General features: G+C 52.2%; 18 protein-coding genes. 11 read left to right on the top strand and 7 right to left on the bottom strand.

Annotation, left to right across the window (positions count from 1 at the left end):
- Nucleotides 1-171 precede the first annotated feature (171 nt).
- The 5 genes from I2I11_RS00280 (at nt 172) to I2I11_RS00260 (ending at nt 4,641) form a co-directional block, all read left to right on the top strand.
- Complete coding sequence (locus I2I11_RS00280; RefSeq protein WP_196265670.1) at nt 172-981, top strand: hypothetical protein; 810 nt, start codon at nt 172-174, stop codon at nt 979-981.
- 181 nt (nt 982-1,162) lie between these two features.
- The gene (locus I2I11_RS00275) at nt 1,163-1,600 is read left to right on the top strand and encodes a hypothetical protein (protein ID WP_196265669.1); all 438 of its coding nucleotides are present in this window, start codon (nt 1,163-1,165) and stop codon (nt 1,598-1,600) included.
- A 396-nt stretch (nt 1,601-1,996) separates the two neighbouring features.
- Nucleotides 1,997-2,584, top strand: a complete 588-nt coding sequence (locus I2I11_RS00270; RefSeq protein WP_196265668.1) for a uracil-DNA glycosylase family protein — start codon at nt 1,997-1,999, stop codon at nt 2,582-2,584.
- Between the two features lie 46 nt (nt 2,585-2,630).
- Complete coding sequence (locus I2I11_RS00265) at nt 2,631-3,779, top strand: methionine aminotransferase (protein WP_196265667.1); 1,149 nt, start codon at nt 2,631-2,633, stop codon at nt 3,777-3,779.
- A gap of 82 nt (nt 3,780-3,861) precedes the next feature.
- On the top strand, nt 3,862-4,641 hold the full coding sequence (locus I2I11_RS00260; RefSeq protein ID WP_196265666.1) for an amidohydrolase: 780 nt from the start codon (nt 3,862-3,864) through the stop codon (nt 4,639-4,641).
- Nucleotides 4,642-4,674: 33 nt separating this feature from the next.
- On the opposite strand, the gene I2I11_RS00255 is transcribed toward I2I11_RS00260, so the two are convergent.
- The 3 genes from I2I11_RS00255 to I2I11_RS00245 form a co-directional block, all read right to left on the bottom strand.
- Nucleotides 4,675-5,385, bottom strand: a complete 711-nt coding sequence (locus tag I2I11_RS00255) for a toxin-antitoxin system YwqK family antitoxin (protein ID WP_196265665.1) — start codon at nt 5,383-5,385, stop codon at nt 4,675-4,677.
- Nucleotides 5,386-5,802: 417 nt separating this feature from the next.
- Entirely contained in the window at nt 5,803-6,192 is a 390-nt protein-coding gene (locus tag I2I11_RS00250) for a hypothetical protein (protein WP_196265664.1), read from the bottom strand.
- A complete protein-coding gene (locus I2I11_RS00245) occupies nt 6,189-8,414 on the bottom strand; it encodes a T9SS type A sorting domain-containing protein (RefSeq protein WP_196265663.1) in 2,226 nt (741 codons plus the stop codon). Before I2I11_RS00245 ends, I2I11_RS00250 begins: the two co-directional genes overlap by 4 nt.
- A 197-nt stretch (nt 8,415-8,611) precedes the next feature.
- On the opposite strand from I2I11_RS00245, the gene I2I11_RS00240 reads away from it, so the two are divergent.
- Both I2I11_RS00240 and I2I11_RS00235 read left to right on the top strand, forming a co-directional pair.
- A complete protein-coding gene (locus I2I11_RS00240; protein WP_196265662.1) occupies nt 8,612-9,898 on the top strand; it encodes a UDP-N-acetylmuramoyl-tripeptide--D-alanyl-D-alanine ligase in 1,287 nt (428 codons plus the stop codon).
- A gap of 112 nt (nt 9,899-10,010) precedes the next feature.
- A complete protein-coding gene (locus tag I2I11_RS00235; RefSeq protein WP_196265661.1) occupies nt 10,011-11,369 on the top strand; it encodes a glycoside hydrolase family 140 protein in 1,359 nt (452 codons plus the stop codon).
- Between the two features lie 86 nt (nt 11,370-11,455).
- On the opposite strand, the gene rfbC is transcribed toward I2I11_RS00235, so the two are convergent.
- Both rfbC and I2I11_RS00225 read right to left on the bottom strand, forming a co-directional pair.
- On the bottom strand, nt 11,456-11,998 hold the full coding sequence (rfbC, locus tag I2I11_RS00230) for a dTDP-4-dehydrorhamnose 3,5-epimerase (RefSeq protein ID WP_196265660.1): 543 nt from the start codon (nt 11,996-11,998) through the stop codon (nt 11,456-11,458).
- A 106-nt stretch (nt 11,999-12,104) separates the two neighbouring features.
- On the bottom strand, nt 12,105-13,223 hold the full coding sequence (locus I2I11_RS00225) for a glycosyltransferase family 4 protein (RefSeq protein WP_196265659.1): 1,119 nt from the start codon (nt 13,221-13,223) through the stop codon (nt 12,105-12,107).
- 299 nt (nt 13,224-13,522) lie between these two features.
- Between I2I11_RS00225 and hflX the strand changes: the two genes are divergently transcribed.
- The 3 genes from hflX to ppk1 all read left to right on the top strand — a co-directional run bounded on the left by hflX (nt 13,523) and on the right by ppk1 (nt 17,697).
- Entirely contained in the window at nt 13,523-14,710 is a 1,188-nt protein-coding gene (gene hflX / locus I2I11_RS00220; RefSeq protein WP_196265658.1) for a GTPase HflX, read from the top strand.
- 326 nt (nt 14,711-15,036) lie between these two features.
- The gene (locus I2I11_RS00215; protein ID WP_196265657.1) at nt 15,037-15,531 is read left to right on the top strand and encodes a SixA phosphatase family protein; all 495 of its coding nucleotides are present in this window, start codon (nt 15,037-15,039) and stop codon (nt 15,529-15,531) included.
- A gap of 54 nt (nt 15,532-15,585) precedes the next feature.
- The gene (gene ppk1 / locus I2I11_RS00210) at nt 15,586-17,697 is read left to right on the top strand and encodes a polyphosphate kinase 1 (protein ID WP_196265656.1); all 2,112 of its coding nucleotides are present in this window, start codon (nt 15,586-15,588) and stop codon (nt 17,695-17,697) included.
- A 182-nt stretch (nt 17,698-17,879) separates the two neighbouring features.
- Here ppk1 and I2I11_RS00205 read toward each other — a convergent pair whose 3' ends face one another.
- Both I2I11_RS00205 and I2I11_RS00200 read right to left on the bottom strand, forming a co-directional pair.
- Nucleotides 17,880-18,908, bottom strand: coding sequence for a DUF6268 family outer membrane beta-barrel protein (locus I2I11_RS00205; RefSeq protein ID WP_196265655.1), 1,029 nt, complete (start codon nt 18,906-18,908; stop codon nt 17,880-17,882).
- 30 nt (nt 18,909-18,938) lie between these two features.
- Complete coding sequence (locus I2I11_RS00200; RefSeq protein WP_230679811.1) at nt 18,939-22,754, bottom strand: BamA/TamA family outer membrane protein; 3,816 nt, start codon at nt 22,752-22,754, stop codon at nt 18,939-18,941.
- Between the two features lie 372 nt (nt 22,755-23,126).
- On the opposite strand from I2I11_RS00200, the gene I2I11_RS00195 reads away from it, so the two are divergent.
- Nucleotides 23,127-24,326: a Pycsar system effector family protein gene (locus I2I11_RS00195; protein WP_196265654.1), complete on the top strand. Its 1,200-nt coding sequence runs from the start codon at nt 23,127-23,129 to the stop codon at nt 24,324-24,326.
- The last annotated feature ends 4 nt before the right edge of the window (nt 24,327-24,330 follow it).

Here is a 24,330-nt window from a genome sequence, read left to right as displayed (position 1 = left end):
AATTTCTCACAAATCTGCCACAACAACTATAGTTAAAGTATACAGGAAGATTCCTGTGGTTTTGCCGCTCAAAGGGCGCCGAACCAACTATAGCCACAGAACATCGTACAAATAAATCCGCGGCAGCGGCAACATTTCATTTGTACTATTCAATCTAACAAACCCAGAGCTATGACAGATAACCCAGAAGAAAACGGCAACATAGGCGGTGAAAACCAACGTATTGGCCGCGAGCTATACCAAAAGGACAAAGAGCAAAGCCAGTCTTCGCAACGCTACGGCTACCGTGGCGACAACAACCGGAAATGGGATGCGGGCAACTTTTTCCATACCGGGCCCAGCAGCCATGGCGCACAGGACGCACCGGAGCGGCGGTACGGCAACAACTATAGCCGCGAAAACCAGCAACGCCCCACTTATGAGCGTTCCCGCAACCAGAACGAGCATTACGGCAACCGTCCAGACAGCCCTTACCGCAACGAGCAGTCTATGATCAACCATGGCAACCGCACCGGCCACGGCAGCAGCTATAACTATCAGGGCAGCTTTGATGACAGATCAAGACCGGGCAACTACAGCGACATGAACAATTACAACAACGATACTGCCGGACGTGAAGGCCCGGGCACCCGCAGCCGTTACAAAGAAGATGATTACCGCTACGGCAGCGGTTCGCATAACTGGTACCGCGAGGGCCGCTATACCCCTGACAGGCCTGATCACCAGCACGATCAGCGTGGCTTTTTCCAGCGCGTAAAAGATGGCTGGAACGACATTATGCATTCTGATGAGCCCGGTTACACCCCGCACAGCCACGCCCGGCACGACCGCTTTGATCGGGAGCGCCGCGGCTCTGAGGTGTTCCGCGACCGCAACTATAACAAAGGTTATGAGAACGGGCCGCGCTGGGCTGATGAAACGGACTCCGGAAACGACAATTATTACAACGATACCGACCGGAACCAACGTTACCGCAGGTAATACCGTATAGCACCTCAGATTAGGTAATTTTGATAGTAGATTTTAAATTAAAAAGGAAAGCCGGCGTAGAGCCGGCTTTCCTTTTTATGCACTGCTGCCCGTTCACTCAAACATCCTCCCTGTCATGTCGTACAAACAAGTATAAATCACCAAAAGTATTGTTGTACCTAATCTAACACACATGCAGTACCACGAAAACGATCCACGCGATCCACGCCACCCACGTCATTGGGAATACCAGCAGCAGCAAAGAAGAGATGAACGGCAACCATATGAGGATGATCATTTTCATGATTTCAGGAGCCGCTGGGGTGATCCGGCACCGCTATTTTCACGCCGGAATGAGTGGCGCTCGCACGAGGAAAACCATCCGCCCGGAGAAGGACGCCTGCACAACCGCCACGAGTGGCAACCCGATCAGCGCAGGCAGGAGTATGATGACCGGCAGCAGGAGCATCAGGACAGGCCACCTATATGGCGGCAGCAGGATGTGCATTTCCATAGCAGTAACCAGCATGCCAACGATCGCTGGCAACAAGACCCCTCTATGTCACACCACCGGAATGATCGCCGTCCACCCCGCGACGAGTACTGGGATGATGAACGCCGCCGTAGATAAGAGATACATACATCGCTGCCCTGCTCATAATTATGAGTGGGGCAGTTTGTAAGGCACTGGTTTATACTTGAGCCGCTGTTGCTGCCTGGTAAGTGCCGGTAACATCAGGCAGGTATATGTTTTTTAATTCTGTAATCCTGAAAATCATACTTCGGGCGGACAACCGGTAATGCACAGGCTGTTTTCAGAATGGCAGGATGTGAGCGACAAAGCTTTGTTGCTGCTGTTTTGTACTTGAGAATAGCTTACTGCCTTATTACCTCTCTTCCTTTACATGTATCTTCCGCAGTAACATCCGGCAAAGCTGGCCAGGCATCCCATACATCACGCGTAGCGGCAAAAGCTGTTGCTATACATCAGCTATACTTTGTACCTTTGCCCCTTCGATTTATACTTATGGACGCACTGGAGGATTTACTACAGCAGGTGCAGGCCTGCCGCATTTGCGCAGAGCACCTGCCCCTGGGACCACGGCCGGTGCTGCGTGCCGGTGCTACAGCCAAATTGCTGTTGGTAGGGCAGGCGCCGGGCACCAAAGTACACGCCAGCGGCAAACCCTGGGACGATCAGAGCGGCAAGCGCCTGCGCGAGTGGCTGGGCATAGGGCCTGAGCTGTTTTACGATGCATCAAAGGTGGCTATTATACCGATGGGCTTCTGCTACCCCGGCAAAGGCAGGAGCGGCGATCTGCCGCCGCGCCCCGAATGTGCGCAGCACTGGCATCAGCAGTTGCTGGCGTTGCTGCCCGACGTTGAGCTTACACTCCTCATCGGCAAGTATGCGCAGGACTATTTTCTGAAAAAGTCTGCGAAGGCCAACCTAACCGAAACAGTAGCAAACTGGCATGAGTACCTGCCACGCTATATGCCGCTGCCGCATCCTTCGCCGCGCAACCAGTTCTGGCTCCGGCGTAACCCCTGGTTTGAGGCCGACGCCGTGCCCGCCCTGCAGCAGCTGGTGCGGGAACTGTTGCAGCAAAGTTAAAGTATGCTATCTTCACTGTATCTTAATTCGCATTTAACCTGAACTTATGATAAATTATCCTGGCAGCAAGCTACCCGATATTGGCACCAGTATTTTTACGGTAATGTCGGCACTTGCCCAGGAGCACCAGGCCATTAACTTATCACAGGGTTTCCCGGACTTTAACTGTCCGGAGCCACTTGTAGAACTGGTAGCCCGGTACATGCGTGAAGGCTTTAACCAGTATGCGCCCATGGCCGGTATGCCGGTATTGCGCGAACAAATCAGCCTGAAAACAGAAAAGATGTATGGCTGGCTGCCTGACCCGGGCAACGAAGTAACTGTAACTTCCGGCGCGACAGAAGCGCTGTTTGCCGCTATTATGGCTGTGGTAAAAACCGGTGACGAGGTGGTGGTGCTGGAGCCCTGTTACGATGCGTATGCGCCCGCCATCCGGCTGAGCGGCGGCTCCCCGATTTATGTACCGCTTGCGCTCCCGGACTTTAGTGTGGACTGGGACCAGGTGAAACAGCGCATATCTTCCCGTACCCGCCTGATCATCATCAACACGCCCCATAACCCGACCGGTGCTGTGATGCAGAAGACCGACATGGAAAAACTGGCCAACCTGATTGACGGCACCGACATACTTGTAATCAGCGACGAAGTATACGAGCACATGGTTTTTGACGGACAGGCGCATTTCAGTGCACTGCAGCTACCCGCATTGCGTGAACGCAGCTTTGTGATTTCGTCTTTCGGGAAAACCTATCATACCACCGGCTGGAAGATTGGTTACGCCATAGCGCCACCGGCACTCACCGCCGAGCTGCGTAAAATGCACCAGTTTATCACCTTCTCCACGGCTACCCCCCTGCAAATGGCCATTGCCGCATACCTGGACAATGAGGCACACTACCGGACGCTGCCGGACTTCTATCAGCAGAAACGTGACTTCTTCTGTGCGCAAATGCAGGATTCCGGGTTTGAGATGACGCCTTCTGCCGGCACTTATTTCCAGCTGGCAAAGTATGATAAAATTACGGACGAGTACGATGTGGCGTATGCCAAACGGCTGGTGCAGGAGGCCGGCGTGGCAGCCATACCGGTTTCCGCTTTTTACCACGACAAAACCGACCATAAGTATCTGCGCTTCTGCTTTGCCAAAAGCGAGGACACGTTGCGCACTGCAGCAGAACGGTTAAGCAGCCTTTGATGATCAATTGACGGTTGTTAAATTGCTGAGGGCTCCTCTATACTCCATCACACCTAAGCACGAAAAGCAGTTAACGATTAAAATGGATTTACGCGTTACTATTGTTCAAACCACGCTGCACTGGCAGGAGGCGGAAGCTAACCGCCGGATGTTTTCGGAGAAACTGGCTGCTGCCGCTCCCGCCACCGACCTGATTGTGCTGCCCGAAATGTTTACCACCGGCTTTAGTATGAACGCTGCCGAACTGGCCGAGGAAGCCGAAGGTCCAACGCTGGCCTGGATGCAGCAGCTGTCCATACAACATCAGGCCGTAATCACAGGAAGCGTAATCGTAAAGGAAAAGGGCAACTACTACAACCGCCTGCTGTGGGTGCGCCCCGATGGCAGCTATGCCAGGTATGACAAGCGGCATTTGTTCAGGATGGCAAAAGAACACCATACCTATGCTGCCGGTAGCGAGCAGTTGATAGTGGATTTAAACGGCTGGAAAGTGTGTCCGCTGGTTTGTTACGATTTGCGTTTCCCGGTGTGGAGCCGCAACACGGGCGACAAAGCCTATGACCTGCTGTTGTACGTAGCCAACTGGCCAAAGGCACGCCACCAGGCCTGGCGCACACTGCTCAAAGCACGCGCTATCGAGAATCTCGCCTATGTTGCAGGCCTGAACCGCGTGGGCACTGATGGCAACGGACACCCTTACTCCGGCGGCTCTGCTATCATCCACCCCAAAGGCCATACTTTGCTGGAAGCCTCTGAAGTAGAAGGCATCTATACTATAGCTTTAAACAGAGAGGAATTGAAAGAATATCGCGAGGCTTTTCCGGCGCACCTGGATGCTGATAGCTTTACCCTTGGCAGCTAAACAAAACACGAAGAAGCGTTTCCGGGAAGCCCGTTAATAAGTAACCACGTCGTTAAACCTCCTGACCACATGCACATTTACGTCGAGGCTGATGGCATAATAAAGCTTGCTCCTCACCGGCTGCCCGTTTAATTTAGCCGCAGAAAATTCGTAGGCATCGTCGGGCAGGTTTTTGAGGGATTGCTTTATCGTTTTGTTGTAATAAGGGCCTGTATAATTGATTGTCCAGTCTTCAAGCTTGCCCGTTTCTGAGATAGTAAAAGCATAGGTCATCACCATACCTTGTACCTGCCTGGTCACTTCCTCGGGCAAATCCTTGCGGTCGTAGAGCAGATAGAAGCCATAGTTGGAACCTCCAATCTTGTAGGGCACCTGAATGGTATCTCCTTTTGCTGCTTTCTGCATAAGCTCAAAGCCGGTACGCACTATAGAAACAGAATCTCTGGCATCGTACAACAACCTGGCGTGGCTGAAGTCATATTTCTGCACTACCTGCCCATTCTCATTAAAATATGTCCAGATGCCATCTTTCATACCATCCTTATACTGCCCCTGCACCAGCACCACGTCCTTTTCATTCATCACAACATAAGGCCCCTGCTTTGTCTTTTTATCATCTTCCGGCACATTGTATGATTCGGTCAGCGTTGTAGAAATCTTCTTCTTTTTCAGTTTCTGAGCGAACCCTGCAAGCGGGAGAAGCAAAACAAAAAACACACAAACAAATTTTACGGCGCTGTTCATAGCTGCGGTTTTATAGTGAGGTACAGGGTTCTGTTATGGCTGATAAATCGTTTTGACTGTGTGCGAAAGAAAACCCAATGCAAAGCGGTATGGTCCCAGCAGCCTGTTTGAGAGACATATTTGTCTCCTGTTTTAACATTTTAAATATATAGAATTTTAAGTTGAAAGACTAATAAACACTGCGCCATATTGTTTTGTACTATTCCCCGGGAATAAGTATGAGCCGGGGCAGCAAGTACGGAGATACAGTAAACCCGGCTTGCCTGTATCATCCTCGCTAAAGATGCTGTTCAGCATTGTGCCCTGAAACCGTGACAGGCGCTCCGGGAGGTGTTTAAGATGAAAAGTAGTTGGCTGCAGAAGTATAAACTAATAGCAGAGTTGCTTGTACATTCACCCGCTTCAGTAGCAACCCAGTTACGACAGGTATAACGCTAATTCTTCCAAAGCTTCTGCCTCATCCTCCACTTGTTTAAAAACAAGGTAAGGCCGCGCCTGCAGCATGCGTTCGAGGCGCGGGTAGCGGCCCAGCAGCAAAATAACTCTTCCATCCTGTGGCAGCAGCAGTTCCTCTATCAGCGGCATCGCGTTGCCAAAGCCCAGCATACTTTCGTCTGCCTGCACCAGCACCACCGCTTTATCAGCATCGCGCAGCAACCTCAGGGCATAGTGCAGCAGCAACTCCCCAGATGCTGCATCTGCATCCAGTGCTGCCACCTCCGGCCATACCTGTTTTACCTGCGCCAGAAGTGGCTGCCGGAAAGCGGTAGTTGCGGTTAAATCCAGGAGCAGGAAAGCTTGCATCATCTCACCAGCAGTTTAGCCGTAGCATGCTTGCCCAATGGGGCCGTGGCGCGCACCACATACAAGCCTGCTTTCAGATGCTGCAGCGGAATACTGTGTATGCGGCTATACCTGCCTAGCGTTTGATATACAAGTCGCCCAATCCCATCATACATTTCCAGTGAAACAGGCAATGAGGCTTGTGCATAGGCTGCCTCGTAGGTAGCTTTGTCGGCGGGATTCGGGTATACCTGCAGCGTGAGCGTTTCGTGTGGGTTTTCCGTTGTGGTTCCGCTTCCGGCAGTCTGCTCCAGCAAGTATAAACCGCCGCCCTGTGTTCCGATAGCTACATACAGTTTGTTTGCGCCACCCAGCGGAGCGACAGCAATGCTCAGGTCTTTGCCCAAACGTGTCTCGTACAGTTGCCCGGTTAATGAGTTTTCCAGTAGCCGGGTTTCGGCGGTGAGGCTTGTTTCGTCATTTAAGTTTTGGGTGAAGTTCCGGTAGATACTGAGGGTGCCGCTGTCGTCTGCTGTAAGCAAGTCGGGTTGTCCGTCTCCGTCCAGGTCCGCCACGGCGGGGCGCAGGTTGCGCAGCAGTGCATTCAGGCCGATGTTACCTACGCTGTTTTCCTCTAAAGTATAAGCAGGCTGGCCGGCACTACCTGTATTGCGGTAAAAGGGCAGAATGCCACTCGCTTTACCCAGCACCATATCCAAATCACCGTCCTCATCGGCATCAAAAAAAGCGGGCGCATCACCGGGCTCCACCGCCATCACCAGTTTTATACTTGCAAAGCTGAATTGCATCGGCGCACCTTGGGCCGCAGTGTTGGGGATGTATTGAATGCTGGTTTTACCAGCTTCCGGTTGCTGGTACGTCAGGATTAGATCCGTTGCGCCATCACCGTTCATATCTGCAAAAGCAGGATTTATACTTCTGAGAAGGGTGGAGGATAGGTTAAGATAATCATCTGTAACCTGCGTGTAGGCCGGGGTTGTGGCAGTGCCGGTATTCTGATAATAACTGATAGAAGCGTTGTAGCTGCCATGCTGCATAGAGGCGTCGTTGCCAACCAGCATATCCTGATCGCCATCGCCGTCCAGGTCTGCAAAAGCCGGGAAAGCCCCTTCGCTCAGGTCTATCATCTGGTGCTGCAGAAAATCATCCTGCACAAAATCAAGCTCCGGGTTATCTGCTGCGCCTTCATTCCGGTATAGCCACACCGACTGTGCCAGGTTGATGTTGTTGAGCTCATACGTAGACTGCGGCGCTACCAGCAAGTCAGGCGTACCATCGAAGGTAACATCCTCGTAATAAGCAGCCGGGAAGATGTTGAAGCTGGCCGGTTTCGCCTCCGGAAAATTGGTATCGAAACTTCTCATGATCGCGCTGTCCGGCGTACCCTGGTTCAGCATCCGCACCAGGTCGTTGCACATCAGCCCACCCATCAGCAGGTCTTTGTCGCCATCGGCATCCAGGTCCAGCAGCAGCAGCGAGGAGCCGCTGTGCCCGTTGTGCTGCGGCGCGGCCAGCCGGCAGTAGGCATTAAACACAAAGCTGTTGCAATCCTCGCACTCAGATATGCCGCCCCACCAGTTGGTTTGCTGCACATACTTCAGCGTGCCGCAGGGCAGCCCTTCCTCGGCCTGCACATTGCGGTAGGCCTCCAGCGTATATCCCAGCGAAAACTCGGTGATGAGTACATCCAAGTCGCCGTCGCCGTCCATATCAGTTATAGCAGGCACATCGGCGCTGTTCATTTGCAGGTTGATGTTGCGGTCACCATAGAGGAGCGCTTCTTCGTCCAGCGTAAATTTCAATTGCCCGTTTCCGGTATCCTCCTGCCGGAACACGCGGATGCCCAGCGGCGTGCTCGTGAAAATATCGGGCAGGCCATCGCAGTCATAATCGCGCAGCAACACCCACGATGTCAGATCCTCAGGAAAGAACACCTCATACTCTGGTGCATAAGTATAGCGCCACGTCCCGTTTTCCTGCACGGCCAGCCAGGTATACACTTTCTGCAGCATCCTGTCGAAAATAAATAAATCCGGTTGCCCGTCTTTGTTCAGGTCGATGGTAGAGAATTGGGGCGTGTTGAGGCCACCGCTCCACGGGTCAGAAAGCGCGCCAGTGGCCGTAACAACCGGCACATCGGTGCGCAGCCGGAACTGCAGCGAATCCTGCGCCCGGGCAGCGGTAGCAGACCAAAGTATAAACAGCAGGGCGAAGGCGTTCTTCATGGTTCGTGAGCAGCTTTCTCGTTCAAGTTAAAGGATGTTTTGCATGGAGACAACAGGCAGCGCTGTCGCTTTTCGGGATTTGCATGTATATTGCCACAGTATCGGCACGCTGCACAAGCGCATGTTTATACTTTATACATACGCTAACGCAGGTGGCCGCCCTAAAAGCATCTGTTCAGGATAAAATTACTTAATTCATGCAGAACAATATCGCCTTGTTGTATCAAAAGTACCTGGAGTGCCGCCACGTCAGTACCGACTCGCGCGCCGAGCAGGACCAGAGCCTGTTTTTTGCCCTGAACGGGCCTAACTTTAAAGGAGCAAAATTTGCCTGGACAGCCCTCGAAAAAGGAGCGAAGTATGCCGTAGTGGACGACCCAAGTATGGCCGCAGACAACATGCTGGTGGTAGAAGACACGCTGCAGGCGCTGCAGGATTTGGCGCGCCACCACCGCCGCCAGCTCAGCATACCCGTTATCGGCATTACGGGCTCCAACGGCAAAACCACCACCAAAGAGCTCATACATGCTGTGCTCAGTCAAAAGTATAACACGCTTTACACGCAGGGCAACCTCAACAACCACATTGGGGTGCCGCTTACGCTGCTGCGCATCAGGCCGGAGCACGAAATGGCGATAATAGAAATGGGTGCCAACCACATCGGCGAAATTGCACTGCTTTCAAGCATCGCACAGCCCACGCACGGCCTCATCACCAACATCGGCAAAGCGCATTTAGAAGGCTTTGGGAGCCTGGAAGGCGTGGCGCGCGGCAAGAGTGAATTATACTTATACCTGGCGGAGCACGACGGCACCGTATTCGTGAACACCGCCAACGAGCACCTGCTGCGCATGAGCCGCCGCATCGAAAATAAAATCACCTATCCTGCCCCCGGCGATTATTACCACAGCGAGTTGCTGGAGTCTTCGCCTTACGTGGTGTATCAGGATGAGGAAGGCAACGAGGTGCACACGCAACTGGTGGGCAGCTACAACTACGAGAACATGGCCGCCGCTGCCACGGTAGGCAAGTTTTTTAGCGTACCGCTGGCAAAAGCCAATGCCGCCATCGCCAACTATAGCCCAGTCAATAACCGCTCGCAGGTGCTGCAAAAAGGCAGCAATACCATCATTCTGGATGCTTACAATGCCAACCCGACCTCGATGGCTGCCGCTGTGCGCAACTTCGGAAGTATGCATGCGCCGCAGAAAGTGGTTATACTGGGTGATATGTTTGAACTGGGCGCTGAAAGTGAAGCCGAGCACCGCGCGCTGGGCGAAGTGGTAGCCGAACAATCGTTTGACAAAGTGCTGCTCTGCGGCAAAGACATGCAATACGCGGCGGCTGTGAATGATGCGTTTTTATACTTTGCTACAAAACCGGAACTGGCGAAATGGCTGCAGGAGCATCCCGTGCAGGAAAGTTATGTGCTGGTAAAAGGCTCCCGCGGCATGGGCCTGGAGACAGTGGTGGAGTTGCTGTAAGTTGCGGGTGAACGAAACAGAAGTATACTATTTGTACCTCTGTTTCATCTTAATTCCCGGTCTTTTGTCATACTTTCTTTTGTCAATAAGATTCTCTCTTTAAACAACACTTATGAAAAGGCTTTATACCTGTTTACTGCTGCTGTTCATGGTGGGGAACTGCTTTGCTCAGTTTCGTGTCAGCCCCAACCAGCGCTATCTGCTGCGCGAAAACAAGCCTTTCTTCTGGCTGGGAGATACCGCCTGGGAGTTGTTTCACCGCCTCAACCGCGAGGAGGCAGACCAGTACCTCAGGCGCAGGGCAGAGCAGGGCTTTACGGTGATTCAGGCAGTAGCGCTGGCCGAATTCGACGGGCTGCATACGCCCAATGCCTATGGTGAACTGCCTTTGGAAAACGATGATCCCGCAAAACCCCGCGAAGCCTACTTTAAACATGTTGACTATATCATTGACCAGGCAGATAAGTATGGCCTGGTTATCGGGCTGCTGCCCACCTGGGGAGATAAACTAAGGAAAAGCAGCTGGGGAAAAGGCCCGGAAGTTTTTACTCCCGAAAATGCAGAAGTATATGGCAAATGGCTCGGAAACCGCTATAAAAACCGCAAGAACATCGTCTGGATTTTAGGTGGCGACCGCAACCCACAAAACGTGGTGCATGAAAAAGTGTGGCGTGCCATGGCCAAAGGAATTGCAGAAGGTACGGGCAGTGCTGACAAAGCGCTCATAAGCTTCCATCCTAGCGGAGGTACCGACATGGGTTCTGCGCAATGGTTTCACAAGGATGACTGGCTCGATTTCAATATGCTGCAGAACGGGCATTGCCGCGACATGCCTGTTTACGATAAAATACAAGCCGTTTACAACTTGGTTCCGGCAAAACCGGTGATAGACGCTGAACCGATTTATGAAGATCATCCGGTTTGCTTCAACGCAAAAGATCTGGGCACCTCCAGCGCTTATGATGTGCGTAAGTATGCCTACCTGGATGTTTTTTCGGGCGCTTTCGGGCACACATATGGCTGCCACGATATATGGCAGTTTTATGCTCCCAACCGGGAATCTGTAAACGATCCGCACATCTACTGGCAACAAGCGCTGGAATTACCCGGCGCCAGCCAGATGAAGTTCCTGCGCAGGTTGATGGAATCCCGCCCGCTCACCGACAGAGTGCCCGATCAATCATTGGTTGTGGAGAACAACCTGCCGGCGGCAGAACGCATACAGGCCACCCACGGTACAGGCTACCTTTTCGTGTATGCTGCTACCGGAAAGCCATTTACCGTAAACCTGGGCAAAATAACAGGCGCTTCCTTAACAGGCTACTGGTTTGATCCCAGAACCGGCGTAGCACAAGCCATCAGCCCGGTTCAAAATCAGGGAAGCAAGAAGTTCACTCCGCCCCGAAGTGGCTATGGCAACGACTGGGTTCTGATTTTAGACGATGCCGGCAAAAATTACCCGAAGCCGTAAAAAGTATAAGGCCTCCGGTTTATACTTTCACCTTTTATACTTCTTCCCGGAATCGTGTGTCGTGCTACGTAAATCGCTAAGCCAAACTAAAAGGGTGAGTCAAAGTCCTGCAGCAGCGGCAGCACCTCGTCCTTCGGCGATACCAGCGGCTCCGTAATACCCCAATCTATACCTAATGCCGGGTCGTTCCACAGGATGCCGCCTTCTGTGGCCGGTGCATAGTAGTCGGTGCATTTGTACAGAAAAGTGGTGTTATCTTCCAGCGCCACAAAGCCGTGCGCAAAGCCAGCCGGAATGTAAAACTGGTTATGTGATACGGCATCCAGCAGGCAGGTAAGGTGCTGGCCATAGGTGGGCGAACCTTTGCGCAAATCCACCACCACATCCAGTGCTCTGCCGGTTGCTACCCGCACCAGTTTGGCCTGCGCATGCGGCGGCTTTTGAAAATGCAACCCACGTAAAACGCCTTTACCTGACACCGACTGGTTGTCCTGCACAAAGGCAGGTTGCAGGCCGAAGGGCGCAAACCACTTCTGGCTGAAGGTCTCTAAAAAATAACCCCGTTCATCCCGGAACACGCGCGGCGTAAATTCTATCAGTCCTTCAATATGAAAAAGTTGGTGATCCATTATGTTTAATGTGCTAATTTCTTACTGTGCTGAATAAAAATACTATAAGCAAGTAGATATTCATGATACAGCTACCCTGTCATATCAAACTATACCACTTGTCGGTTTATACTATCACTTGGGAGGCTACCTGTGCAATGGCCTCTTTATATCTTTGAATCACAATCCGAACATCGAATTTCATGACGGCTAGCTGGCGGCTGGCCTGCCCCATGCGCTTCAGGTCCGCCTCGCCTAGTTGCAGCATCTGTTTCATTTTTTCGGCCAATGCGGCTGCGCTGCGTGCGCTGCAAAGATAGCCGTTTACGCCATGTTGTACTACCTCACGGCAGCCGGGCACATTGGTGGCGATAAGCGGCTTGGCCATGGCCGCAGCCTCCAGGAGCGTCCGCGGTGTACCTTCGCGGTACGAGGGCAGCACCACACAATCGGCGGTTGCGATAACGGCGGCTACATCATCCGTCGTGCCCAGGTATTCAATCACGCCGGTAGCCAGCCACTCTTCCAGCTTGCTGCGCCTGATGCCGGAGCGGCTGCGCTCATCTATTTTACCCAGCAGCCTGCATTGTACATCCGGAAATTGATCCTGCACCAGTTTACTGGCCTCCACAAACTCCAGCACACCTTTGTCGTACAACACCCGCGACACCATCAGAAAGACAAAGGATTTGTTGCGTTTAAATGTATCTGCCGGTGCAAATGCCTGCAGGTTAACACCCGAACCCGGCAGCACCGCCGTTATACTTTCGCCCACCAGCCTGTTGCGCAGGAAAAGCCTCCGATCATCTTCGTTCTGAAAAAACACTTTGGCCGGGTACCGGAAAGCGAATTTGTACAGCCTGAGCGCAATGGCAGAAACATAATCTCTGGTGATAAAGACTGTACCCAGTCCGGATACGTTGTTTATAGCCGGAACGCCCGCCCAATGTGCCGCAACAGCGCCATAAATATTGGGTTTAATGGTGTAGTGCAGCACCACATCCGGCCGCAGGCGCTTATAGGTACGATAGAGGCGCCAGCAAAGCAGCAGATCCTTAACAGGATTGGTGCCCTGCTCCATGGGTACCGGCACAAACCGGCATCCGGCCTCCTCCAGTTTCCCGGAATAGGCATCGCAGGGTGCAACAGCCACCACCTCATGCCCGTCGGCCAGCAATGCCTGCACCAGGTCTATCCGGAAGTTATAGATATTCCAGGAAGTATTGATCACAAGGGCTATGCGCATATACTAGCTCATCGCGAAGACAGGTGCTACGGCTGAAAGGAAGCAAGTTAGCCATTTTAGCCGTAGCATCAGAAAAATTAAAGTAAATTGCACGTAATCATCTGAATGAGCTGTAACCAGGCAAGTCTTCCCTGCCTGCCCTGCGTTACTGCTTACCAGAAGCTACTTTTGCTGTTCTGACCATCAGCAAAAGCAGCCTGAATGACGTCAACAACGTTATTCATACGAATGCGGCCGGCCCGGGCGAACAGGATGCAGAGAAACCGGCAGCTTATACTATGACGCTTAAAAGAAACTGAATGAGCAAACAACAATTTTATGAAACGGCCAAGCCACAGGAAACCGCCGTGCTGGTGGCTGTGCCCAATTATCGCCAGACAGAGGAGCAAACTACTGAATACTTAGATGAGCTTGCTTTTTTGACGGAAACGGCGGGCGCTAAAGCGGTGAAGCGCTTTGTACAGAAGCTGGACAAACCCGACAGCCGCACCTTTGTGGGCACCGGAAAGCTGAATGAGATTAATGCTTTTGTAAAAGAGCACAAAATCGACATGGTTATTTTTGATGATGACCTGAGTCCGTCGCAGGTGCGCAACATTGAGCGCGAGCTGCAGGTAAAAATAGTCGATCGCAGCCTGCTTATACTTGATATCTTTGCGCTGCGTGCCAAAACAGCCCAGGCCCACGCCCAGGTCGAAATGGCCCAGTACCAGTATTTATTGCCACGCCTCACCAACCTCTGGACGCACCTTTCCAAACAAAAAGGCGGTATTGGTATGAAGGGCCCAGGAGAGACGGAGATTGAAACCGACCGCCGTATTGTGCGCGACAAAATATCGCTGCTGAAAGAGCGCCTGAAAAAGTTTGAAACACAGAATTTTGAGCAGCGCAAAGCACGTGCAGCTATTACACGCGTGGCACTGGTGGGCTATACCAACGTCGGCAAATCGACGCTGATGAACCTGCTCTCCAAATCGGAGGTATTTGCCGAAAACAAACTGTTTGCCACCGTAGATGCTACCGTGCGCAAAGTGGTACTCGGCAACATCCCTTTCCTGCTCTCCGACACCGTAGGATTTATCCGCAAGCTGCCTACCAAACTGATCGAGGCGTTTAAGTCTACGCTGGATGAAATCCGTGAAGCCGACCTGCTGGTACACGTGGTGGATATTTCGCATCCTTCTTTTGAGGAGCACATTGCCGTGGTAAACGACACGCTGAAAGATATAAACGCCGCCGACAAACCGGTGCTGCTGGTCTTCAACAAGATTGACCTGTACCTGGCACAGCGCGAACAGGAGTTGCAGGAAGAAGGCCACGAGGTACGTCCTTCTTTAGAAGATCTGAAAGCGACTTACATGGCCAAGATACATGCACCTGCCTTGTTTATCTCCGCCACCAACAAAATAAACATTGAAGCGCTGCGCGACGAACTACAGCGCCGCGTGGCAGAAATCCATTTTGAGCGTTACCCAAACAACGTGTAAGCAAGTATAAACCTGATAAGTATAAAAGCTCGTGGCTGCCGGATATAGCAGCCACGAGCTTTTTACTTATCAGGTACAAGCATAAATGAAGCCTTGCTGGTGCGGGGTTGCAGTTCGTTACTTTCATGTACAGAAGGAAGTACAAGTATAAGCCCATGCCAGCAGATTACAACAGTGCTGGTGCCTCATCTTTTAGTTACGCTCCGGCCAGCTTTTGCAGCATTGTTTTCCGGTAAAATCATGTTGGCTGCACCACAGCGCGGCACAACCATTTGCGTATAGTTTCAGTAAGTAGCAAGGCTACCGGTGCGTAAATACGAAACTATATGAAGACGCTATACATCCTGCGGCATGCCAAATCTAACTGGAAGTTTGAACAGCTCAGCGACCACGACAGGCCCCTGAGTAAACGGGGCCGCGCTGACGCACTGCTCATGGGCCAGGAACTGGCCGCCCGGGGTATTCACCCCAACCTGATTTTGTCAAGCCCTGCCGTGCGGGCTATTACCACTGCCATGCTTGTAGGAAAAGAGCTTGGCTATGAGCCGCGCGACATTGAAGTAAACGACCGCATATACGCCGCCGGCAAGAAAGACTTGCTGGAGGTGGTGCAGGAAGCGCCTGCAGCGGTACAGTACCTGTTGCTGGTAGGCCACAACGAGGCACTCTCGGATTTTGCCAACATGCTCTCGCCGGAGAACCTGGCCAGTTTGCCTACTACCGGTGTGGCTGCTCTGCAGTTCGATTGCGATAACTGGAGCGACATCAGCCGCGACAATGCCGACTTTCTGTTTTTCGACTTTCCAAAAAACTACAAATAGCACCCAGCGCGTGTCGGCAACAGCCACATCTGTTACAGCCTCAGCTTTATCAACATGGACAAAGATATACAAGTACAGGAAGACCCTCAGCAGGAGCTCCCTTCCATTAACAGGGAGCTGAGCTGGCTTGCCTTCAACTACAGGGTACTGCAGGAGGCTGAGGATGAAAAGGTGCCGCTGCTGGAGCGCATCAAGTTTATGGCTATTTTCTCGGCTAACCTCGACGAATACTTTAAAGTGCGCGTGGCCACGCTCAAGCGCCTTATCAAACTGAAGAGGAAAACGAGAGAAAAACTGGAAGATGATCCTGCCGCCGTTTTTGGGCAGGTAATAGAAGAGGTAAAGCGCCAGCAGCGGGCCTTCGGCAGAATTTTCAGAGAAGGGATACTGACCGGGCTGCATCAGGAAAACATACACCTGCTGACAGAAAACGACCTGAACGCAGCCCAGCAGGAGTGGGTGAAAAACTATTTTGAGCAGGCACTGCAGCCGCTGCTGCTGCCTATTACGCTGGATGATACCAACCTGCACCTTTTCCTGAAAGATCAGACGGTATACCTGGGCGTAAAAATGACAGCCCCTGTCCAGGCGGATGCAAAGCCTGAACGTTTTGCGATGCTGGAACTTCCGACCAAAAAACACGGAGGCCGCTTTGTAAAACTGCCCACCACAGACGGGCAGCGCTACGTTATGTTTATGGATGACGTGATCCGCTACTGCCTGCCGCTGCTTTTCCCGGAGTATAAAGATTTTGAGGCACATGCCGTAAAGGTATCGCGGGATGCAGAGCTGGACATTGAGGAGGAAGTGTCAGGCGACCTGATGGCGAAGATACGCAAGAGCCTGAAAAAGCGTGAAACCGGCTATCCCGCGCGCCTGCTTTACGATCCCGAAACACCGCAGGAACTCCTGAGTATAATTATGGCCCACATGGGCATTACGGAGGAGGAACTGGTGGAAGGCAGCAAGTACCACAACTTCCGCGATTTTTTTCAATTCCCGGATTTTGATTTACCTGAACTCAAGTATAAACCACAGCCAACCCTGGTGCACCCGCTGCTGGAGCAGGAGCCAAGTATGCTGGCCGCCATGCAAAAGCAGGATTACCTGGTGCATTATCCTTATCAGTCGTTTGATTATGTACTGCGCCTGTTTAACGAGGCTGCCGAAGACCCGAAGGTAACCGCTATCAGTGTTACCCTTTACCGCGTGGCCGAAAAATCAGCGGTTGCCAAAGCGCTGGTCAGGGCGGCCAAAAACGGCAAGCTGGTAACGGTGGTAGTGGAGCTGAAAGCGCGCTTTGATGAAGAATCCAATATCTTCTGGGCGGGTAAACTGCAGAAAGCGGGAGCCAATGTTATTTTTGGCGCGCAGGACCTGAAAGTACATTCCAAGCTGGGCCTGATAACACGCAACGAGCATGGCAAAATGGTGAACTATGCTTACCTCAGCACAGGAAATTACAACGAAGACACCTCCACGATATATGCCGATCACGGCCTCTTTACCTCAGACAAGCGCCTGACCAAAGATGTGGAGCAGGTATTTAACTTCCTGCTGGACGGGCAGCCGGACAAAAAATTTAAGCACCTGCTGGTAGCACCCATCAACATGCGCGAAAGTTTTGTGCAGCTGATAGACAGCGAAATCAGGAATGCAAAAAAGGGGCTGCCTGCTGTTATAATCCTGAAGATGAACGCCCTGCAGGATGAGCGTATGATTAGAAAATTATATGCGGCCAGCCAGGCAGGCGTGAAAATAAAACTGCTGGTGCGCGGCATCTGCTGCCTGGTACCCGGCGTGGAGGGGCTGAGCGACAATATTGAAGTGCGCAGCATCGTGGACCGTTACCTGGAGCATGCCCGCGTGTACATCTTTCATAACAAGGGCGACGAGCTATACTACGTGGCCTCCGCCGACTGGATGACGCGCAACCTCAACCGCCGCGTAGAGGTAGCCTTTCCGTTGTTGCAGCAGCACCTGAAGGAACAGGTGCGCACCATCATCGACTTCCAGCTGGCCGACGATACCAAAGCCCGGACCGTAGACAACAGTTATTTACGCCCGGACACGCCTGCCCATATCCGGGCACAGTATGAGAGCTATAATTACCTGCGCAGCCTGGTGTCGGCAGGTATGAACCCGGATCGTAAAGGAGACAAGTAGGGTAGCGCATGTTGCTGTTTCACAGTAAGTATGGCGCAGCCCCTGTATTTTGTACCATTCCTGCGAGTGCGTTTACAGGCAGGTATAAGTTGTTCTGCCAAATTCCTGGTAAGGTAAAAGGAAGTATCAACAAAAGAAAAGCCCCGGCAGTATCTCCTTCTCCTGTTTTATACCTGACTTGGCTAGCGGTTCTTCATTCTTTCTATCAGCCTGCGTGGCGGCACGGCAAATAATTCCACGCCAATATAGCCGGCTCCGGCCAGATCGTTGTTGATGAGTTCGTTCCTGGAGCCAATGTCGTCAAACACCCTGTTGCGGTAATATTGCCGGAAGCCACCTTCTACGGCAAACCACAGGAAATCGTAAATTTCACGCTCTACCCGCAACATGGCTTTGATATCGGTCCGGCGCAGTTCAATTTTCTCAAACTCCGACAAAGGCGGATCTTGTACCCGCAGGGTATAGGCGGCGCCTTCTACCCTGTAACCGCCATAAAACAGCGTTTTTTCGTTCAGGTTGTAACGCACCTTCACATTGGCCGGAAAAATAGATTCCACGCCCCACTTGTCATTAAAAGTCTTGTTGAAAAGTATACCCGGGTAAATGCTCTTGCGCCCGAAAGTATAACCGATTTCCGCCCCGATACCCAGCGCATAGGTGGGGGCTTTTTTCCAGCCATAAGCTACATCGATGGTTGTTTTAAAGTAATCCGAAAAGTTGAGGTTATCATGAGTATAATCGCCGTTCACCTCGCCTTTTACGCGTATCAGGTAAAACCTTCTTGCATCTATCGAATGGAGGTAAGCCAACTGCAGGCCGATGCTCTTCAGGTTTTTATCCTCCAGATTTTCATAAAGGCTGTAGTTTGCTGGCGTTACATTCCCGAAGTTATACTCTTCAAACTTATAGTCTATCCCGAGAATAAGCTTTGTCTGCGGCTTGTTGACGACTGGGGCAAACGCCCGCACAAAAAAACGGTTGTTCCGCCGCACACGGCCACTGCCATTACCAATATCGGGATTATCAGATTCTGAGTCAATGTCGAATTGGGGCAGGCGTTCATAACCGATATTGATGCCTTTGCTCTTGCCCATGCCAATTACGCTGGGCGTCGCAAACTCTTCCAGCACTTCAGTTTCGGGACCTTGCGCCAGCACCTGCTGCCCGCAACACAACACCAGCGCCAGCAACAAAAAGTAGTTTTTTTTCATAGAGGTAAGATTAAGTATAAGTGCGTTTCCTTAAAATAAGAAGCCAAAGTTCAGTGTCCAGAGCTTGTCATAATCGCCTACGGCATAGGTCAGCGACACCACGTTGCGTTGCAGCAATTCCGTCCAGATGCCGGCGCCATAACTTGTATGCAGGCTACGGAAAAAGTGCTCACGGGGATCATTATCATTGTACACACCGCCGACATCGTAGAGCCCGAGCACACCAAATTCAGCAGGCGTCAGGTATAAGTTAAAGTTAAACAGCTCTACGCGTGCATCTATGTTGGCATACAGAGCCGAGCGGCCCGCCAGCCGTGTGCGGCGGTATCCGCGCAGGTTGTCGGTGCCGCCCAGGGTGCTGGCCTGGTAAAACCGGAAGTCGCCAAAATTGTGTGATGCCCCGATGCGGCCGGCCCACGTAAGCTGAAACGGAAAATTGGGCGTAAGATAAAAGCTGAAGGCGGAGCTGAGGTTTGTATAATTCAGATTACCACCGCCCAGTTGCTTGTTAAAACTGATGCTGTTGTGCCAGCGCATACCTATCCGGGGATTGGCCTCATCGGTACTTTCCAGCACATCCATATTCGCAAACAATGCCACACCCAGGTAATGCTGCGCATTAAACGCACCGCTGCCGGCATCTATAAGGCCGGGCTCCAGCCTGCCAGCGCGGGCTTCATTTACCAGGAAGCTCTCGCCGGCAGGCCCTGTTACTTTAAAGCGATCGTAGGTGGGGCCAATGCCGGCTTTGAGGAAGGAAGTCAGATCTTTATAAAACATGGTACTCAGCTGCAGGCGCTCGTATTGCACCTGGTAGTAGGCATCATCCTGCGCGGGGTTCTGCACGGTTTCGTTGCCCAGCCCGTAGAAGTTGCGCCGGTAGTGGGGCCCCTGCATGCGGCCATCCAGCAGAATGCTCCATGGCCCCAGCACCTGGCGCAAATCGCCTGCATAATGCACATTGTATGATTTTGTGCGGAATGCGTAATTGGCTTCCAGCAGGTGCTGTGCGGCATAAGGTTGTTTCCGGAAGCCCTGTGTGCGGGCAAGTATACCGGCGCCTGCAAACAAGCCGTCATCTTCGTTATACTCTAAGGATAAGCGTGGGCCCACATACGGGATTTTGTAGTTGTCGCGGTCGTAAACGTTTACCTCTTCTTTAAAAGATGTTTCGTCTTTTGTTTCGGGCCCGAAGTCAAACCTGTTGCCGGTTTCAGTATCATACACCACTGTATACTTGCCGGGCCCGCTTACCTCCGAGTTGTCCACAATCAGGTCTTCGTCGCCGCCGCCTATTATCCGTACCCGTATACCTTTATCAACAGAGCCGGTAACCTTAAACTCATCTTCACCGCCCAGGCCATACAGCCGCAACTCTTCTGTTTCGTTTGTATAAAAGATGCGCTGATAGAGTGAGTCCAATATCTCGCCTTCTTTCGAGGTTTTATACACCGTTAGCCGCGTTTCGTCATCATTGAGGCGTTCCACAATAAAGCGTTCGTGTTTGTCGCTGCCGGCCACATCTACTGCCTTGGCCAGGCGCTCGTAGTATTGTTCCGCCGCCCGGGGCAGTTTGTCGCGCCGCGACTTAAGTTTGGCAATCAGTTCAGGCCCTGATACAGCACGTATATTTTCCGGTAATTGCGCTACAGCTTTCTCTATCACGGCATCCGTCATGTTTGTTTTGATGTCGCGGGCAATTTCTACCCAGTCCTGCCGCGTAAGGCTGGAACTGAAGGTACGGTCCAGGGAGAGCGCGCTCAGGTTCAGGCCTACGATATCGCTGTAATCGTAGCCGAAGTTCTGCACATTGCGCACACCCCATTTGCGCGTGGCCAGCCAGGGCAGGATGCCGTCTGCTTTAAAGAAGGCCTGATCGCGGTCTACAGGCACGGGAATGTAGCGATCCCCTTTGCCTTCTTTTTCATCCTCTACCCAGCGCCACTGCCCCTCATGCCGGTCCCAGTCGCCGATGAGCATGTCCAGCAGGCGCGCGCGCGCAAACTCCCGCTCGTCTACTTCGTTGTCGTTGTCTTCTTTCAGCTCGCTCAGCACTTTATCGGTACCCACCAGGTTGGTGGCATTACCCAGGCTGGCGACATCCTCATGGTTCTCATCCGGATCTTCCTCCAGCAAGGCCAAGGTGTTGCCAAATTCATCTTTGTACTGGCGCAGGTAAGACGTATTGGGGATGTATACCAGTTGGGGATTAGTATGGAACACGCCGGCCGCATCAGCCAGATCAGGTACCACCAGGGCGCCGTACGGGTGCTGAGCCGATACCTGATCCTGAAGCAGGTTACGCGCCGCTGTTCTGCGGAGATACTCCGGCAGCACCATCGAATTATTTTTATTTATACTGCGGAGCTTAAATTCGCGGGCATCAGGGTTGCGCACCTTCAGGGTGGTGGTCTGCTTGCCGCCGCCTTTCTGGTATGGCGTAAGCCCGCCAAAAGCATTCTTCATGTCCAGCAGCGGCACCTCTACGGGCGTGGCCCACTCCTGGCGGTAGTGGTCGCCCAGCAAAGCATTTTGTATTGCACCTGCCTCATACGCCGTGTTGGCCGCAATGGTGATGGTGCTGTCGGCATAATTGGTTTTATCCTGCACGGGAGGCTTTTCTTTACCCGGCTTTTTGTTGTACAACAGGGTGCGGTACGTAACCTTGCCGGTCGAGCCATCGCCAACAGGCACCCAGTATTCTGCCCATACCTGGCCGTTATCGTAATACAGCAGTTTCACGTGGCCCTGTATACGCTGCGCATACAAGGCATCGCCGCCCGGCTTTACGTACTGGTTTTTGCTGCCGGATCCACTCACGATCAGCGGTGTATCGCCATGCTTAAAATACTCCAGCGCGTGCTCATGGCCGGCGGCATACGTAATATTATCATACTTGTTAAAGATATTGAGCAGCCCCTCGATGTAAGCCTGGTAGCGCGGGTGGGGAATGTCCTCCAGAATGCCGCCATACTTGCGGGCAAAAGGATAAATGGAACCGATGACGGGCAGGGGCAGGTACATCCAGTCGCGAAGCATGGTAAGCGGGAAAATATGATCTTTCAGCGTAAAGAAGCCCCCGTGCGCGCCCCTGCTCTTCAGCGGATGGTGGGCTACTACCAAAATGTCGCTGCCCTGGTTTTTCTCGATAATGTCTTCCAGTTTTACCAGGAAATCAGCCTCGGTGGTAGCGCCGCAACTGCTGTTGTTGCCGTACGGCCTGTTAAAAGGAAACAGCCACCACTCAGAATCCACGGCTATCAGCACCAGGTTGTCGCTTAGCCTTACTTCATAAGGCCCGGGGCAGCCGTTGCCGGGTACGTAGTAATCGTTGCCTACCACAATATTCTTCTTCTCAAGGTATGCGTTCACATAGTTCTGTTCCCGCATCACAGCTTCCAGGCCGCCGCGGCCGCTGTGATTCCAGTCGTGGTTACCGGCTATCATGTATGTTTCGCCGGGGTAGCCTTTCAGGATATCGAGCTGCTCGTTCATGCGCGCCTCCGATACTTCCCTGTCAAATGCATCGGGCTCCGGCAGGCCGTTGTAATACACATTATCGCCCAGGTAAATGGTGGCACTTTGCTCCCCCACTGCGTTCATCTGCTGCTGCAGCAGCTTCAGGGTTGGTTCCTGTGTGCTGTCTATGCTGGGTTCTCCCACGTCGCCGATCAGGAACACCGTGTAAAGCAGTTTGCTGTTTGGGTCAGGCTTGGATTGTTCCCAATCGGCTGCCTGCGGGCTGTAGTATGGGCTTGTGTTCACACAGCCATTCAGGAGCAGCATTAGCAGCAGCAGTACTACGGGGTTAATCAGAAACGTTTTCAGGGTATAATTTTCTTTCATAGTTACGTTATTGTATACGAAACTATCCTGCCGGTGCGGCATGTGTGGCAGCGATAGCCGAAGAACATGGCGTTTGTAGGTGGATGCGCCACAGTGCAGGCAGGTTTACGCAGCGGGTTACCGGGGCTGTTCGTCCACCGCCTCGTTGCTCTGCAGATGCGATGCCACAGCAGGCAGGCAGGACTGAATTTGATAACGAGAGGAAACAAAATTTGTTGTTGACTGGTCAGCAGGCGGGTGCTACGCGTATAGCAGGTCAGTTTGCTAACAAAAAACTGCTGTTCCCGTAACCGCCTGTTACAGGTGTACGCCTGTTTTTACCTGATGCGCTCTGCGCATCATTTACAGTTCCGCCACAGAATATTTAGCCCTATGCAAGAACCAACAATAATTGAGGAAGCCGGTGAGTACGTTTTGCAGCTTTTTAAAAAGCGTCTCTCAAAAAAGATGGTTTACCATAATTACAGGCACACACTTGAAACCGTAACAGAAGCGCAGGCGCTTGGCGAACTGAGTGAGCTGCCGCAAGACGAGTTGCAAGATTTGGTACTGGCGGCATGGTTTCATGATACCGGTTACATCAACACCTATAAAGGGCACGAAGAAGAAAGCAAACGGCTGGCCACCGAATGGCTGCAGGCACACGGCTATCCGCAGGAGCGCATTGCCCGCATCAACAGTTGCATTGAAGCTACCCAGTCTGACGTAAAACCACAGGGATTACTGCAGGAGCTGCTGGCAGATGCAGACATGTCCAACATCGGGAAGTCTATCTTTACGGCCACGGCCGAGTTGCTCCGCGTGGAGTGGGAGATCTTCCTGGACCTGTTTTTTACTGATCGGGAATGGGCTAAGTTCCAGATGGATTTTCTGCTTTCTACTTCTTTTAGCTCTGTACAGGCGCAGCAGAAATTTGCCGCACAGTTAGGGCTGAACATACAGGAGCAGCGCAAACGACTCAGCAAAGAAGAAAATAAAAAGAAGAAAAGGGACAAGAGCCGCCGCAAAACGCTCGCCCAGCCCAAGCGCGGCATCGAAACTATGTTTCGCAATACCTATAAAACGCATCTGGACCTCAGCAGCATTGCCGACAACAAGGCCAACATGATGATAAGCCTGAATGCCATTATCCTTTCCGTGATTATTACTTACCTGAGCGCCAAAACCTCGACGCAAGGTACTGATTTTGCACAGCACCGTTCTATTATCATACCTGTCGGCACCCTGCTGCTGACCGCTTTGGGTTCGGTGGTTTTCGCCATCATCTCGGCGCAGCCCGAAGTAACAAGCTTGTCTTTTAAAAGAAAGAACAAAGACAAGATCAACAGCCGCAATGTTAACCTGCTCTTTTTCGGCAATTTTACAAAGCTGCCCCTCGAAGATTTCCAAAAAGGCATGCACGAAATCATGCGCGACAAAAAATCGCTTTACAACAACATGATCACGGATATTTATTATCTGGGTGAGGTTCTGAACCGCAAGTACAGGGTGCTGCGCATTTCGTATGCGATATTTATGGTGGGGCTGGTACTTACGGTTATCGCGTTCGGAATTGCTATTGCGTTTTATTAACCAG

This window comes from Pontibacter rufus, from assembly GCF_015694705.1.
GTDB lineage: Bacteria > Bacteroidota > Bacteroidia > Cytophagales > Hymenobacteraceae > Pontibacter > Pontibacter rufus.
Note: the sequence above shows the minus strand (reverse complement) of the source record. Positions and strands in the feature narration are given on the sequence as shown.

What these genes read in the sequence shown, in the direction of transcription:
- I2I11_RS00275 (WP_196265669.1), top strand. Translation starts at nt 1,163, where the DNA reads ATGCAGTACCACGAAAACGATCCACGCGATCCACGCCACCCACGTCAT.
- I2I11_RS00235 (WP_196265661.1), top strand. Translation starts at nt 10,011, where the DNA reads ATGAAAAGGCTTTATACCTGTTTACTGCTGCTGTTCATGGTGGGGAAC.
- rfbC (WP_196265660.1), bottom strand. Translation starts at nt 11,998, where the DNA reads ATGGATCACCAACTTTTTCATATTGAAGGACTGATAGAATTTACGCCG.
- ppk1 (WP_196265656.1), top strand. Translation starts at nt 15,586, where the DNA reads ATGGACAAAGATATACAAGTACAGGAAGACCCTCAGCAGGAGCTCCCT.
- I2I11_RS00245 (WP_196265663.1), bottom strand. Translation starts at nt 8,414, where the DNA reads ATGAAGAACGCCTTCGCCCTGCTGTTTATACTTTGGTCTGCTACCGCT.
- I2I11_RS00250 (WP_196265664.1), bottom strand. Translation starts at nt 6,192, where the DNA reads ATGATGCAAGCTTTCCTGCTCCTGGATTTAACCGCAACTACCGCTTTC.
- I2I11_RS00260 (WP_196265666.1), top strand. Translation starts at nt 3,862, where the DNA reads ATGGATTTACGCGTTACTATTGTTCAAACCACGCTGCACTGGCAGGAG.
- I2I11_RS00200 (WP_230679811.1), bottom strand. Translation starts at nt 22,754, where the DNA reads ATGAAAGAAAATTATACCCTGAAAACGTTTCTGATTAACCCCGTAGTA.
- I2I11_RS00270 (WP_196265668.1), top strand. Translation starts at nt 1,997, where the DNA reads ATGGACGCACTGGAGGATTTACTACAGCAGGTGCAGGCCTGCCGCATT.
- I2I11_RS00195 (WP_196265654.1), top strand. Translation starts at nt 23,127, where the DNA reads ATGCAAGAACCAACAATAATTGAGGAAGCCGGTGAGTACGTTTTGCAG.
- I2I11_RS00265 (WP_196265667.1), top strand. Translation starts at nt 2,631, where the DNA reads ATGATAAATTATCCTGGCAGCAAGCTACCCGATATTGGCACCAGTATT.
- I2I11_RS00240 (WP_196265662.1), top strand. Translation starts at nt 8,612, where the DNA reads ATGCAGAACAATATCGCCTTGTTGTATCAAAAGTACCTGGAGTGCCGC.
- I2I11_RS00225 (WP_196265659.1), bottom strand. Translation starts at nt 13,223, where the DNA reads ATGCGCATAGCCCTTGTGATCAATACTTCCTGGAATATCTATAACTTC.
- I2I11_RS00215 (WP_196265657.1), top strand. Translation starts at nt 15,037, where the DNA reads ATGAAGACGCTATACATCCTGCGGCATGCCAAATCTAACTGGAAGTTT.
- I2I11_RS00255 (WP_196265665.1), bottom strand. Translation starts at nt 5,385, where the DNA reads ATGAACAGCGCCGTAAAATTTGTTTGTGTGTTTTTTGTTTTGCTTCTC.
- I2I11_RS00205 (WP_196265655.1), bottom strand. Translation starts at nt 18,908, where the DNA reads ATGAAAAAAAACTACTTTTTGTTGCTGGCGCTGGTGTTGTGTTGCGGG.
- hflX (WP_196265658.1), top strand. Translation starts at nt 13,523, where the DNA reads ATGAGCAAACAACAATTTTATGAAACGGCCAAGCCACAGGAAACCGCC.
- I2I11_RS00280 (WP_196265670.1), top strand. Translation starts at nt 172, where the DNA reads ATGACAGATAACCCAGAAGAAAACGGCAACATAGGCGGTGAAAACCAA.